The sequence below is a fragment of the Cryobacterium lyxosi genome, assembly GCF_004403345.1.
Taxonomy (GTDB): domain Bacteria; phylum Actinomycetota; class Actinomycetes; order Actinomycetales; family Microbacteriaceae; genus Cryobacterium; species Cryobacterium lyxosi.
Genome location: NZ_SOGT01000002.1, coordinates 289,927 through 303,126 on the forward strand (window position 1 = coordinate 289,927; position 13,200 = coordinate 303,126).

A 13,200-nucleotide genomic window follows, 5' to 3' on the forward strand; every position below is an offset into this window, starting at 1 on the left:
ACGGTTGACCGCACAGCCTATTTGCCTTGCAGTCGGTTACGCACCTCGCGGCGCAGCACTTTGCCGAGCAGACTGCGCGGCAGGTCGTCGACCTCGACGATGCGCCGCGGCACCTTGTAGGACGACAGCCGGGTGCGGCAGTATTCACGCACCGCAGTCACATCGAGGTCGACGCCGGGCCGCAGCACCACGACCGCCACGACGTCTTCGCCGCCGGTCGGGCTCGGCAGCCCGACCGCGGCCGCGTCGTTGATGTCGGGGTGCGACAACAGAGTCTCTTCAACCTCGGACGGCGACACGTTGAAACCGCCCGTGATGATGAGTTCCTTCAGGCGGTCGATGATGGTGATGAAGCCGTCGGCCGAGACTCGCACGATGTCGCCGGTGCGTAGCCAGCCGCCGGGGAGCAGCACCTCGGCGCTCTCGCTCGGGCGGTCCCAATAGCCGGAGAAGACCTGCGGGCCGGCGACGAGCAGCTCGCCCTCCTCGTCGAAGCCGCGCTCGATTGTGGGGTCTTCCGGGTCGACCACACGAATGTCGGTGCTCGGAAACGGCACACCGACCGTTCCGGGGCGACGGCTCGGGCCGACCGGGTTGCCGGCGACGATCGGTGACGCCTCGGTCATGCCGTAACCTTCGACCAATAGCCCGCCGGTGGCCTCTTCCCAGCGTTCCACGATGGACACCGGCAGGTTCATCGCGCCCGAAATAGCAAAGCGGACGCCCGCAAGGCTCACCTTTTTCTTCGCTGCGGCCGTGACTAAGCGGTCGTAGATCGGCGGGACCGCCGGCAAAAAGGTGGGCGGTGCGTGCTTGGCCGCGTCGAGCACGAGCTTCTCGTCGAACTTGGGAAACAGTACGAGGCGGGCGCCGATGCTCATCGCAAAGGTGAGGCAAAGGGTGAGGCCGTAGGCATGGAACATCGGAAGAACGCCGTAGACGGTCTCATCGCCGGGGCGGAGGCCTGCTACCCAAGCGGAACCCTGCGCGGCGTTGGCGCGCAGGTTGTAATGGCTCAGGATGGCGCCCTTCGGGGTGCCGGTTGTGCCGCTCGTGTACTGCAGCACGGCCGTATCCGTGAGCAAGGGCCGCTGGTGTGATGGGTGCAGTTTGCGGGCGCCCACGATCGACTCCCAGCTGATCGCGCCCTTTCCGGGCCCGGCGGTAAGAGAAGCACGAGCGTCCTGGGCTTTTTTGATCGGTAGTTTGAGGGCCAGCCGTTTCGAGAACGGCATCGCACGCGTGAGGTCGACGGTGACGATATCCGCTACGCCCATGTCTTTGGGGAACCTGCGCGCCGACTCGTAGACCTTGTTCCACACGATCGCGACGCGGGCGCCGTGATCTTCGAATTGATGGCGCAGTTCTCGGTCGGTGTAGAGCGGATTGTGCTCGACCACGATGGCACCGAGGCGCAGTACGGCATAAAACGCGACGACGTGCTGCGGACAGTTCGGCAGCACGAGGGCAACGCGGTCGCCCGGGCTCACGCCGAGTTTGCGCAGGCCGTTCGCGGCCCGGGAAATCTGTTCTCCAAGCTCGGCGTAGGTGGTGCTGGAGCCGAAGAAGTCCAGTGCGATCGCCGGCGCAAACCGTTCAGCCGAGGTCTCCATCATGTCGGTGAGGGTTTCGGTGGTCTCGGCGATCGTGCCGGGAACGCCGGGCGCGTACGAGGCGAGCCACGGCCGGTGCGTGAAGGTCACGACAACTCCCGGGTGATCGCGGCCACGAACATGTCGACGTCGTCTTCGGTGGTGTCGAAGCCGCACATCCAGCGCACCTCGTTTTTGGTGGCGTCCCAGTCGTAGAAGCGAAAATGTTCGCGCAGCCGGTCGGCGACGCCGGCGGGCAGGGTGGCGAAAATGGCGTTGGCCTGCGTGGTCTGGCTGAAAGCCAGCCCGGTGATAGTGCCCTGGGAGATTGCGCTTTCGAGCGCGTCGCGCAGACGGGCGGCCATCGCATTGGAATGGGAGGCGTTGTGTAACCACAGGTCCCCGTCGAGCAGCGCGATGAGCTGCGCCGAGATGAAACGCATCTTGCTGGAGAGCTGCATGTTCGACTTGCGCAGAAACTTCAAACCAGTGGATGCAGCCGGGTTCAATACCACGATGCACTCACCCAGCATCATGCCGTTCTTGGTGCCGCCGAAGCTGAGTACGTCGACGCCGGCATCGCGCGTGAAGGCACGCAGCGGCACCCCGAGGCTCGCCGCCGCGTTGGAGATGCGAGCACCGTCCATGTGCAGCGTCATGCCTTTGGAGTGCGCGTGATCGGCAATCGCGCGCACCTCGTCGACCGTATACGCGGTGCCAAGCTCGGTGGTCTGGGTGATGGCCACGACGAGCGGCTGGGCGCGGTGCTCATCGCCCCAGCCCCAGGCTTCCTGATCGATGAGTTCGGGGGTGAGCTTGCCGTCTGCGGTGATCACCGGAAGAAGTTTGAACCCGCCGACGTGTTCCGGAGCGCCGCCCTCGTCGTTGTGGATGTGTGCGGTGGCTGTACAGATCACGGCGCCCCAGCGTGGCAGCATCGACTGGAGGCCGGTGACGTTGGCCCCGGTGCCGTTGAACACCGGAAAAGCTTCGACGCCCTCGCCGAACTGTCGGGCGAAGACCTCTTGCAGCCGGGTCGTGTAGACGTCTTCGCCGTAGGCGATCTGGTGGGCACCGTTGGCCTGGACAATCGCCTCCAGAATTTCCGGATGGATTCCAGAGTAATTGTCGGAGGCGAAGCCGCGGGAAGACAGATCATGGAGTTGGGTCACTCGTCCATCCTCCCGCATTCGGCTGGGCGATTCAGGCTCCCGGTATTTTCCCGCGATTCGTTGCGCATCGACGCCTCGCGCACGAGCAACCTCTATGGCCATGGCCGGTTCATCATTCGTTTGCCGGGCGGACACAGAGTGCGGATAAACCGTAAAGCTATACGCCTTCGCGTAGCTTCCTCCGCTCGGAAAGAGACCCCATGTATTTCAGAGTTGCCGCTTCGGCCCTCATCGCTCTCGTCGCCGTCACAACCGTCACCGGTGCCTCCCCACGTGTGGCGGAGGCACCGTCGCGTGTCGTCCTTGGCACCCCGCAGGATGCCGCCCATGCTCACAATGACTACGAGCATGACCGCCCTCTCTTCGATGCCCTCGAACAGGGTTTCACCAGCGTGGAAGCGGATGTCTGGCTTGTGGGCGGTGAACTTCTCGTCGCCCACGATCTCGTGGATGTTCAACCGGGGGTCACCCTGGAAAGCCTCTACCTCGATCCACTGTCCGAACTTCTGCGCGGGCACGGCCGCAGCGTCTACCCCGGATGGGATGGCAGCTTCCAACTGCTGATCGATATCAAGAGCGACGGTGAGAGCAGCTACGCCGCAATCGAGAAAGAGCTGGCGGGGCACCGTTCCATGATGACCCGGTACAGCAACGGCAAGACACAAACTGGACCGGTGATCGCCGTCGTCAGCGGCAACCGGCCCCTGGAAACCATGCAAAATCTGAAGTCGCGGTTCGCCTTCTACGATGGGCGTTCCACCGACCTGGCGTCCGGGCTACCGGCCGATCTTATGCCGCTGGTCAGTGAGAACTGGAACAAGCTCTTCGCCTGGCAGGGTGCGGGTCCCATGCCGGAGAACGAGAAGGTCAAGCTGCGCGACTATGTGGAGCTGGCGCATACCAACGGTTACCGCGTGCGCTTCTGGGGAACCCTGGACGTGCCCGGCGCAGCCCGCGAGGCCATCTGGACCCAGCTGCACTCGGCTGGAGTTGACCACATCAACACCGATGATCTCGCCGCACTGGCGGAGTTCCTCGGGAGTCGAAACTAGCGAGCCGGTGCGCCTCGGCCTCCCGCTAGCTTTTCAGGGCGTCGCGCAGTGACACGCGGGCTCCCATGCGCAGCAGCGCGTTGGAGTAGATGCGCGACCCGATCAAAATCACCACCATTGTCGACAGTGCCAGCACGACCAGGGAGAGCACGGGTTCCCACCATTCGGCCTGGCCCAGAAAGATGCGCACCGGCATCCCGACCGGCGCTGAGAACGGCACATACGACATGATTGCCAGCACGAGCGGGTTGTCGTTGAAGAAGACCACCATGAAATAAGGGATCATGACGAGGAACAGCACCGGTGAAGTCGCTGAGCCCACGTCTTCCTGCCGGGACACCATCGAAGCCGTTGCCGCATAGAGCGCGGCGAGCAACACGAATCCGAAGGCGAAGAACACGGCGAACCAGACGATGGCCGGGCCGACGTCGGCCAGGAGCAACCGTTGCCCGGTCACCGCCAGGCCGATCGACACCAACAGGCCGATGGATACGATCTGTCCGAACGCCATCAAGCTGTTGCCGAGTACCTTGCCGGCCAGCAGCGCCCGCACCGAGATGGTCGACAGGAGAATCTCGACGATGCGTGTTTGCTTCTCTTCGACCACACTCTGAGCGATGGTGGCGCCAAAGGTGGTCGCCGACATGAGAAAGATGATGCCAAAGCCGATGGCAACGAGGTAGGCGAGAAAACCGTCTTGCGAGGCCGGCTCGAGAATTTTCACATCGGGGCTCACGCTGAGCGTGCCGAGAACATCGCGCGGCGCCGAATCCAGGGCGATCACCGTGATGCCGAGCAGCGAATCGGCACTGTCCGAGGGCACTACGGCCGCGTCGACGGTGCCGTCACGCACGAGCGCTTCGGCGCCTGTGACAGTGTCGGATTCGACGATATCGAAGGCTTTGGTTTGTTCGACGACGCTGATGGCCGTGCCGACAACGGCCACCTTGGTGAGGCTTTCATTCTGGCTGGCCAGACTGCCGACGATGACCGACGCCACGGAGATGAGCAGCAGAATGCCGGTCGCGATGAGAAAGGATTTGCTGCGCAGGCGTGCCGTGATCTCGCGGTTGGAAACCAGCCAGACGCTCTGGGCGAAGGTGGGCGCGGTGTGCACCGGACGTGTCACGTTGCTCATGCGATGACTTCCTTGAAGATGGTGGCGAGCGAAGGTCGCTGCTGGCTGAAGGTGTGTACCGCGCCGAGCGCGATCGCACGCTGCAGAACGGCTTGGCTGGCGGCATCCGTTTCGCTTTCGAAGACGGCGAAGTCGCCGTCGAAGTCGATGACGGTGATGCCGGGTTGTGAGCGGATCCAGCCGGTGTCGCCCGCGGTGCGAATCTCAAAACGAGGGCTGCTGTGCTGCTCGCGCAGGGCCTCGCGGGAGCCGTGCGCGCGAATCTCGCCGTCGGCGATGATGACGAGGTCGTCGCAGAGCCTCTCGACGATATCGAGCTGGTGCGAGGAGAACAGCACGGGCGCGCCCTGGGCGGCGTAGCCGGTGAGCACGCTCATCACCACCTCCACTGCGAGCGGGTCGAGGCCGGAGAACGGTTCGTCGAGCACGAGAAATTCGGGGTCGTGCACGAGAGCAGCGGCGATCTGAGCGCGCTGCTGGTTGCCCAGCGAGAGTGATTCGACGGTGTCACTGGCGCGTTCGGTGAGGCCGAGGCGTTCCAGCAGATCGTCGGTATTGCGCCGGGCGAATGCTGGTGCCAGCCCGTGCAGGCGGGCCAGGTACACCAGCTGTTCGGCAACCTTCATCTTCGGGTACAGGCCGCGTTCTTCGGGCATGTACCCGAACCGGCGGCGGTCGCTCGCCGTCACCGGCACTCCGTCGATGAGGACGGTGCCGGAATTGGGCGACAGCACGCCGAGAATGATGCGCATAGTGGTGGTCTTACCGGCGCCGTTCGCTCCGACAAAGCCGGTCATGCGGCCATCCCCGACCGTGAAACTCACGTCGGTGAGCACCGCTCTTGTGCCATAGCGCTTGGTGACTCCCCTGATGTCGAGCATTCCCGCCCTTTCGTCGTGCGTGCCTTCACGGTAGCGCGGACCAGCGGGCGAGTAGGTATCAGGTTTCGGGGGCCTCAAGAGCCAGTACAACCCGGCTGGCATTGACGGATGCCGCCGCCTCATCCCACAGACGCGTCACGCCGGTAGCCAGCTCTATTTCCAGGCCGTCCAGGGAACGTACGACGAAAATCACTGCCGCGGCGGTGTCGCCGGCCTTCGCAAAGCCTTGACCGACCGCGCGCACCCACGTTTCGGCTGCTGATTTCGCCGCCGCGTAATTCGCGCCGCCCGCCGAGGGCTGGTCGACCGACACGCTCGACACGATCGCGAGCCGCCCGGCCGAAGAAGCCAGCAGGTCGGCGTTGAACGCCCGGGTGGTGTTTCGCAGCGTGGTGACCACGTGCGAGTGCAGAAAAGCCCAGTCTTCGTCGCTCTGGCTGGCCAAGCCGCCGCCGCCCCGCCAGCCGCCCACCAGATGAATCAAGCCATCGATTGGGCCGGTCGCTGAGGCGAGCGCGGTCACCGCATCAAAGTCTGAAAGATCGCACTCGTAGAGCGCCGCGTCCGGTGCCACGACCAGCACCGACTGAAGGCGTTTGAGATTGGAGCCGACGGCTACGACTCGCGCGCCGGCCTCCGCTAGTGAAGCGGCGACGGCCAGACCGGCCGTGCTGGTCGCCCCGGCGATCAGCACGGTGCGACCAGCGACGGCCAAACTGGCACCCATTAGTCGACCGCGCTGCCGGTGATGCCGGCCGTGGACTCGATGACCGTGCGCATCTTCTTCTCGAGCGCCTCGAAGAACATCGACAGCGGAAATTCGTCGTCAAGAACCTGGTCGGTGTAGCCCTTGGGCGCCCCGGCGAGCACCTCGAGCGGCAGCCCGCGGGCCCAGACCGAGGCCGGATTCGGTGTGAGGGTCTTCGAGATCATCTCGTAGGCTGCGAGCCAGTGCGCCTTCTTTGGCCGATCGATCGACGCCCAGTACAGCTCGTCGATCTGCGCTCCGAGCGCGATCACGACGTCGGGCACGGCTTCCCAGTCGAAGGTGAGCCGGGTGTCGGTCCAGTGCAGCACGCCGTGCTGGTGCATCCAGGCGAACAACAGTTGACCGCCGAGGCCGTCATAGTTACGCACCCGGTTGCCGGTGATCGCGAACCGAAAGATGCGGTCGAAGATGACCGCGTACTGCACCAGTTTCGCGTGCCGACGTGCCTCTGGGCTCGCCAGCTCACTGCGCTCGATCGTGACCGATTCACGAAAAGCGGTCAGGTCGCAGCGCAACTCCTCGAGCGAGTAGAGAAAGAACGGCATGCGTTGCTTGATCATGAACGGGTCGAAGGGCAGGTCGCCGCGCATGTGCGTGCGGTCGTGGATGAGGTCCCACATCACGAAGGTTTCTTCAGTGAGATGCTGGTCGTCCAGCAGTAGGGCCGCATCGGCCGGCAGCTCGAGCCGGGTGATCTCGGCGGCCGCGCGTACGACCCGGCGAAAACGGGCGGCTTCGCGGTCGGCGAAGATCGCCCCCCAGGTGAACGTGGGAATCTCGCGCATCGCGACCGTCTCGGGAAACAACACGGCCGAGTTGGTGTCGTAGCCGGGGGTGAAGTCGAGAAACCGAATCGGCACGAACAGTTTATTCGTGTACCCGGCTTCGAGTTCGCCGACGAATTCCGGCCAGATGACCTCGATCAGCACGGCTTCGACCAGGCGATTGGCGCTGCCGTTTTGCGTGTACATCGGGAACACCACGAGGTGGCGCAGCCCGTTTACCCGGTGTTGCTGCGGCTGGAAGGCCAGCAGGGAGTCGTAGAAGTCGGGTACGCCGAACCCGTCCGACGTCCAGCGGTCGAAGTCCACGATCAGGGCGGTCAGGTACGCGGCGTCGTGCGCGAAGTGCGGCGCAAGGTTGGTGACGGCCGCGGTGATGCGCGCAACGGATGCCGCGGCATCCGCGTGCCGGCCCACGTCGGTAATGGAGCCGTCTTGCGACTGCACCGCCTGCAGCGAGGTCGCCGCTGCCTTGAGGCTGAGCCAGGAGGGGTGTTGCGCGAGGCCGTCTTCGAGAACCTCGGGCTCTCCGACCAGAGCGTTAGCTACGTGTGTTTTTTCAACAGATATCGACATGGGAACCTCCGATTCGAATGAGCGTCGCGGTTGCGGCGGGCGTGCCACTTCAGAATATCGGGCGATGCCCGGCGTTTTCTTGCGATTTCTCGCAACGAATCGTCGCTTGTGGGGCGTAGCGGCGCGCAAATTCACCGCGGCTTGTCGAATGGCGAGCCGAGACACGACGACGCTATTCGATTGTGACTCGCAATCGGCCAACTGATCGAGATGCGCAACCTGAGTAACAAGAACAACATCAAATTCGCCAACACGAACAAGATCACGCGGTTCCAGGTGGAGGCCCCCGGTTTCTCCCGGTGCTTCGCCGACACTCAGCCGTACTCCGTTGAGCAGTGGGCCATCACGAACGAGTCGGGAGGTTGGTTCCACCCGCTACACATTCACCCTATCGACGGCAAGATCATCGGCCGAAACACCAACGGCGGCAAGCCGTTCTCTTGGGAGGGCGGGCCGAAAGACGTCTTCTAGGCGGGAGAGAACGAATTCATCACTGTGCGGATGCAGTTCGACACCGGTGCGCACTGGCGGGCGGTACATGGTGCACTGCCACAACTAGGTGCATGAAGATCACGACATGATGGTGCAGTTCCCGGTGGGCGACTGGCCAAACAACGACCCGGTCAGCTCGGACTATCCGGTCGTGGTCACCACCGCCATGAATTCGTATCCGTCGGTGCACCGGCCGGGGTTTGCCCCGGGAACCTGAGATGAACAACGCCACCAGAATGGTCACGGCGTTTCTCATTGCGTTCGCACTGAGTGGATGCCCACGCTCGGATGGCCGCTCGGGTGGCCTCTCGGCCGTTCAGGAACCGGAGAGCACGACGCCGCTGGTGACGTGCACTGGAATCTTTTCCAGTGGCGAGGGCGCGGGGCCATCGAGCACCTCGCCGGTGGCCGTGTTGAAGCGTGACTGATGGCATGGGCAATCGAATTCACCGTTGCCGGGTTTGACGACACAGCCCTGGTGCGTGCAGATGGCGCTAAAGGCAATGACGCTGCCCTCTTTCGGCTGGGAAACCAGGATCGGTTTCCCGTCCAGGGTGGCTGAAATGGAGCCTCCGACCGGGATGTCGGCAAGTTTGGCGACCTCTTGGGGCGCACTCCCGCCCGCGGGCGTCGGCGTCTGGCTGCCAGCATCCACTCCGGCGGATGCGTCGGTCGAGCAACCGGCAAGCGCAGCAGCGGTACCCGCGCTTCCGATCAAAATAACGGCGCGGCGGGAGAGATCGATGGCCGGTGTCACGGTCGTCCTCGGATTCGGCATAGTGACTAGATGGTCAATGTTCGGCATAGCAACAAGGTGGATCATATAGCCGGTACCGGCAGTATTGCCCGAAGATGCCCAAATACGGCTTGGTCCTGCTCCACGGTGAAGCAGTCGGACCAAACCGTATCCTTCGCTCCGCGTCGCACGCCGGGCTGGTCGCCCCCGCGTTGGTGACCGCAGTGACCGCGGCCTGACCGAGGTGCGCGGCGCCCTACTCGCCGATCAGCCGTAGCCCGTTGTACCAGCAGACGGCGCGCAGCCAGTCGTCGTCGAGGCGCGGTTCCCGGTCACGCAGGCGTTCGAGCGACTCCAGCTGGTGCGCGTACGGGTACGGAATGTTGGGAAAGTCGGTGCCCAGCACTACCCGGTCGGGCAAGTCGGCCAGCCGTGACAGCAGCGCGGGGTCGAACGGCGCGAGCCGCTCGAAAAAGTCGGTGAATGCCATTGTGGTGTCGAGGTGCACCCACGGATAGCGTTCGGCGAGATCGAGAAACTCCCCATATTCCGGGGCGCCGAGATGGGCGACGACGGCCGTCAACAGGGGATGCCGCGCCAACACCCCCGCAAGCTTGTCCGGCCCGGTGATCCCCGGCCGCGACACCGGCCCGCTGCCGACATGGATCACGACCGGAATCCCGGCGTCTGCGAGCAACCCCCAGACCGGATCGAGCAGGGGTTCGCGCAGGTCGAATGCGCCGATCTGCGCGTGAATCTTGAATACCCGAGCGCCGCGGTCGAGGGCGGATTGAACCTGCTCGAGCACGCCCTCTTCCGGGTAAAACGTGGCACTCGGCACGCAATCGGCGTTTTCGGCGGCCAGACCGAGCGAGAAATCGGTCAGGGAAGCCGCCATGCCCGGTCGATGCGCATAGGACAGCGCGGTGAATCGGCGCACGCCCAGCCGGCGCATCGTCGCCAGCCGCGACTGTTGATCGTCTCGGTACTGGATCGGCCACTCGTGACCGATCAACGGTTTGATCTCGTCGAAGTGGGCCCACACGCGCCGCAGCATCCGTTCGGGTAAAAAGTGGGTGTGCAGGTCGATTAGTCCGGGCAGGCCGAGGCGACGCCACCAGGCCGGGACATCGTTGTCGGTGAGCATCATTTCGTCCAGTCTGTCAGAACGCCTCGTGCCGAGCGGATGCCCGGGGCTGTCTTCTCGCGTCACTCGATCTTTTTGGGACTGGGCGTGGGGCAGAGGCTACGACCGGCTCGAGGCGGGACTCGCCCAACTCCTGGTGACCCGCTAACTCAGGGCGGGCATGACCTCCCGCTCGAACAATTCAATCCCCGACCGGTCGTAGGCGGCTTCTGGAAAGTAGTGGATCGCGTAACCGAGGCCGCGCTTCTTCATCGCGGTCAGGCGCTCGACGATCTGTTCCGGAGTGCCAACACCCTGTGCGTCACCGTCACGATACTCGGCCATGAACGCGGCGGCCCCCTCAGCCCCGAGATAAGGGGTCACCCGGGCCTCAATCGCCTCGAGTCGCTCGGCAACCTCGGCCTCGGTCGCACCGATCACCGTGTTGTAGTTCGCCGAGCGAACGATGCGATCGAAGTCGGTGCCCTGGGCCGAGCAGTGCTCGGCCAACAGCGCGCTTTTGTGTGAGAAGCCCTCGGGCGAGCCGTCAAAGTTGGTGTAGTCGGCGTACTGCGCGGCAATGCGCAGGGTGACCTTTTCGCCGCCGCCGGCGATCCAGATGGGAATGCCGCCCTCTTGCAGTGGGAGCGGCTGAAAGATGGCGCCGTCCATCTGGTAGTGCGCACCGTCGAGGGTGGCTGTGCCCGTGGTCCAGGCCTGTTTCATGATTTGCACGCCCTCGTCAAGGCGGGCCAGGCGCTCGCCGGCACGGGGATAACCATAGCCATAGGCTCGCCACTCGTGCTCGTACCAACCGGCGCCGATGCCCATTTCGACGCGTCCGCCCGAGATGATGTCGGCGGTTGTGGCGACCTTCGCCAGGTATCCCGGGTTGCGGTAGCTCATACAGGTGCACATCTGTCCGAGGCGCACCCGTTTCGTCGTCGCCGCGAAAGCGGACATGAGCGACCAAGCCTCGTGGGTGGCCTGCTCGCTCGGCACCGGAACGGTGTGAAAGTGGTCATAGACCCAGATCGATTCCCACGCACCGGCATCAGCGTGGGCGGCTAGGCCACTCATTGTCGCCCACTGCGCGGCCGGTTCGATTCCGACCAGATCGTGTCGCCAGCCCTGAGGTACAAAGAGTCCAAATCGCATGGATTCAGCCTAGAGGCCCGTCGGTGCGAAGCTAAACGATACGCTTTAGCCATCGGGGTAAGCGCCGCGAGCAGACGATAGACAACGGACGGCGGTGGCAGTGCACGCTCTCGACTTCGCCGGTATTATGAGCGAGATCCTCACTTTCGTCGGCCTCATCATCGGAGCGCTCCTTTATATGGTCGGCCTGTCCGTGCGCGGCATCAGCGGCCGCTGGACTCGCTCGACCGCCGTGATTGCCGCATCGAGTACGGCCGCATCGAGTACGGCCGCATCGGGGCCCGCCACGGTCATCCGCTGGTTTGATAACGACGGCGATGTGCACGAGTGCCCGGCCGACACCCACGAGACGCAGCATCTGGTGGCGGGCGATGACGTGCGCGTCTGGTTTCGCGATCGCCGGCCGGAGAAGTGCCGCACGCACGACCCCGACCTCGATGGCAAGGGACTGCGCCTGATCGGCCTGGTACTGCTGGGCATTGGCGTTCTCGCCGGTGTGGCCGGCATCGTGCTGATGTTCCTCTAGCCGCCCGTCGGCCCAGAAACGGATGCCGCGCGCGGCTGGGCAGGTCAGGCCGGCGCAACGGATGCTGCGCGCGGCTTGGCCCGTCCGCTCGCCACCGCGGTCACCGCGATGGTCACGAGCGCTCCGAGGAGCAGGGCCGCTGCCTCCCCGGGGGCGAGCACCTGCAGCTTGGTGCCGATGGTCGCGGCCGCGATCGGAATGCCGAGCTGGGCGGCTGAGAGCATTCCAAACGACAGCGGGAGGCCCAGCACGCGCGTGGTCGCGTGGGTGAGCAGGGTGGCGACGCCGAGCACGAGACCGAGCGCGATCATCTGCGGGTGGTCGGCGAGGTCGCCCAGGGCGAGGGAGGCGCCTAACCAGACGAAGAAGAGGGGTCCGAAGAATCCGTCGGCGAGGGCGAAGAGCTGCCGGGCGAGGCGGCGCGGTTCGCCGACGGCCGCGACGGCGAGGCCGAAAGCGAACCCGGCGAGCATGACCGAAACGTGGCTGAACACGGCGACCGCTGACAGGGCGAACAGAATGGCCAGCTGGATGCGCAGCTCGAGGGCGAATTTGCGGTTCGCCGACAACGTGTGCAGTCGCAGGCGGTAGCCGTTTCGTTCCAACCAGGCCAGCACAACGTAGAGCGCGACGGCCAGCAGCGCCACGAGCGCGGCCCCGAGCGCGGCGCGGCCGGCATTCGGCGGGTCAATGGCCAGCGGCAGCGCCACGATCGCAGCAATATCGGCGATCGCGACCTGCGCGGTGAGCTCGAGCACCGATCGGCCACGCAAACCCAGCGAATGAATAAGAGGCAGCACGAGCGCGGCCGACGAGGAGGCGATCAAGACTATATATAAGAGTGCATGATTTGTGCCAAAGATCAACGCGATGGCCACGCCGAGGGCGATCGCCGAGAGGGTCACCAGAATTGCCCGCACCAGGCCGGTCGCCAGTGCTGCGCGAATTGCGCCGGAGCGAACAGGCACGTGCGTGCCGGCCACGAACATGATCAACGCGAAGCCGATATCCGCTAGAAGGGTCAGTGTGGGGTCGCTTGCGTCGACAAAGCCGAAACCGGTGCGGCCGACGATCACACCGGCGCCGAGCTGACCGATCACGACGGGAATGTTCCACCGGCGCGGTGTCGCCAGCAGCGGCCCGAGCAGTGCGATCACGGAGATGATCGCGAGGGTATGAAAGTCCATCGGCACCTCCCCG

General features: G+C 64.5%; 14 protein-coding genes. 4 read left to right on the forward strand and 10 right to left on the reverse strand.

The genetic code is table 11. From position 1 onward, the window contains the following. Positions 1–17: 17 nt before the first annotated feature. Together E3T27_RS02320 and E3T27_RS02325 are read right to left on the reverse strand one after the other, a co-directional pair. On the reverse strand, positions 18–1,703 hold the full coding sequence (locus E3T27_RS02320) for a long-chain-fatty-acid--CoA ligase (protein ID WP_134571430.1): 1,686 nt from the start codon (positions 1,701–1,703) through the stop codon (positions 18–20). Then, positions 1,700–2,764 carry a threonine aldolase family protein gene (locus tag E3T27_RS02325; protein ID WP_174722164.1) on the reverse strand — a complete coding sequence of 355 codons (1,065 nt, stop codon included), beginning with the start codon at positions 2,762–2,764 and terminating at the stop codon, positions 1,700–1,702. Before E3T27_RS02325 ends, E3T27_RS02320 begins: the two co-directional genes overlap by 4 nt. A 200-nt stretch (positions 2,765–2,964) precedes the next feature. Here E3T27_RS02325 and E3T27_RS02330 point away from each other — a divergent pair, with 200 nt between their 5' ends. Further along, the gene (locus E3T27_RS02330; RefSeq protein ID WP_134571431.1) at positions 2,965–3,816 is read left to right on the forward strand and encodes a phosphatidylinositol-specific phospholipase C/glycerophosphodiester phosphodiesterase family protein; all 852 of its coding nucleotides are present in this window, start codon (positions 2,965–2,967) and stop codon (positions 3,814–3,816) included. Between the two features lie 25 nt (positions 3,817–3,841). Here E3T27_RS02330 and E3T27_RS02335 read toward each other — a convergent pair whose 3' ends face one another. From E3T27_RS02335 to E3T27_RS02350, 4 genes are read right to left on the reverse strand one after another with little or no spacing between them, the layout of a single operon-like run. Next, positions 3,842–4,954, reverse strand: coding sequence for an ABC transporter permease (locus E3T27_RS02335; protein WP_134571432.1), 1,113 nt, complete (start codon positions 4,952–4,954; stop codon positions 3,842–3,844). Beyond that, the gene (locus E3T27_RS02340) at positions 4,951–5,835 is read right to left on the reverse strand and encodes an ABC transporter ATP-binding protein (RefSeq protein WP_104197342.1); all 885 of its coding nucleotides are present in this window, start codon (positions 5,833–5,835) and stop codon (positions 4,951–4,953) included. Before E3T27_RS02340 ends, E3T27_RS02335 begins: the two co-directional genes overlap by 4 nt. Before the next feature lie 58 nt (positions 5,836–5,893). Further along, complete coding sequence (locus tag E3T27_RS02345) at positions 5,894–6,562, reverse strand: SDR family oxidoreductase (RefSeq protein WP_241992077.1); 669 nt, start codon at positions 6,560–6,562, stop codon at positions 5,894–5,896. Then, positions 6,562–7,962, reverse strand: coding sequence for a DUF6421 family protein (locus tag E3T27_RS02350; RefSeq protein ID WP_134571433.1), 1,401 nt, complete (start codon positions 7,960–7,962; stop codon positions 6,562–6,564). Before E3T27_RS02350 ends, E3T27_RS02345 begins: the two co-directional genes overlap by 1 nt. 210 nt (positions 7,963–8,172) lie before the next feature. On the opposite strand from E3T27_RS02350, the gene E3T27_RS16870 reads away from it, so the two are divergent. Next, a complete protein-coding gene (locus E3T27_RS16870; RefSeq protein ID WP_241992078.1) occupies positions 8,173–8,433 on the forward strand; it encodes a multicopper oxidase domain-containing protein in 261 nt (86 codons plus the stop codon). 106 nt (positions 8,434–8,539) lie between these two features. Then, positions 8,540–8,671, forward strand: a complete 132-nt coding sequence (locus E3T27_RS17135) for a hypothetical protein (protein WP_277612383.1) — start codon at positions 8,540–8,542, stop codon at positions 8,669–8,671. Positions 8,672–8,770: 99 nt separating this feature from the next. Here E3T27_RS17135 and E3T27_RS02360 read toward each other — a convergent pair whose 3' ends face one another. The 3 genes from E3T27_RS02360 to E3T27_RS02370 all read right to left on the reverse strand — a co-directional run bounded on the left by E3T27_RS02360 (position 8,771) and on the right by E3T27_RS02370 (position 11,474). After that, entirely contained in the window at positions 8,771–9,211 is a 441-nt protein-coding gene (locus E3T27_RS02360; RefSeq protein WP_241992079.1) for a QcrA and Rieske domain-containing protein, read from the reverse strand. A gap of 235 nt (positions 9,212–9,446) precedes the next feature. Next, positions 9,447–10,340: an amidohydrolase family protein gene (locus E3T27_RS02365; protein WP_104197344.1), complete on the reverse strand. Its 894-nt coding sequence runs from the start codon at positions 10,338–10,340 to the stop codon at positions 9,447–9,449. 141 nt (positions 10,341–10,481) lie between these two features. Beyond that, the gene (locus tag E3T27_RS02370; protein WP_134571435.1) at positions 10,482–11,474 is read right to left on the reverse strand and encodes an LLM class F420-dependent oxidoreductase; all 993 of its coding nucleotides are present in this window, start codon (positions 11,472–11,474) and stop codon (positions 10,482–10,484) included. A 94-nt stretch (positions 11,475–11,568) separates the two neighbouring features. Between E3T27_RS02370 and E3T27_RS02375 the strand changes: the two genes are divergently transcribed. After that, positions 11,569–12,000, forward strand: coding sequence for a DUF3592 domain-containing protein (locus E3T27_RS02375; RefSeq protein ID WP_241992080.1), 432 nt, complete (start codon positions 11,569–11,571; stop codon positions 11,998–12,000). A 44-nt stretch (positions 12,001–12,044) separates the two neighbouring features. Here the strand turns inward: E3T27_RS02375 and E3T27_RS02380 are convergent, their stop codons facing one another. Further along, on the reverse strand, positions 12,045–13,187 hold the full coding sequence (locus E3T27_RS02380; protein WP_134571436.1) for a cation:proton antiporter: 1,143 nt from the start codon (positions 13,185–13,187) through the stop codon (positions 12,045–12,047). Between the last annotated feature and the right edge of the window lie 13 nt (positions 13,188–13,200).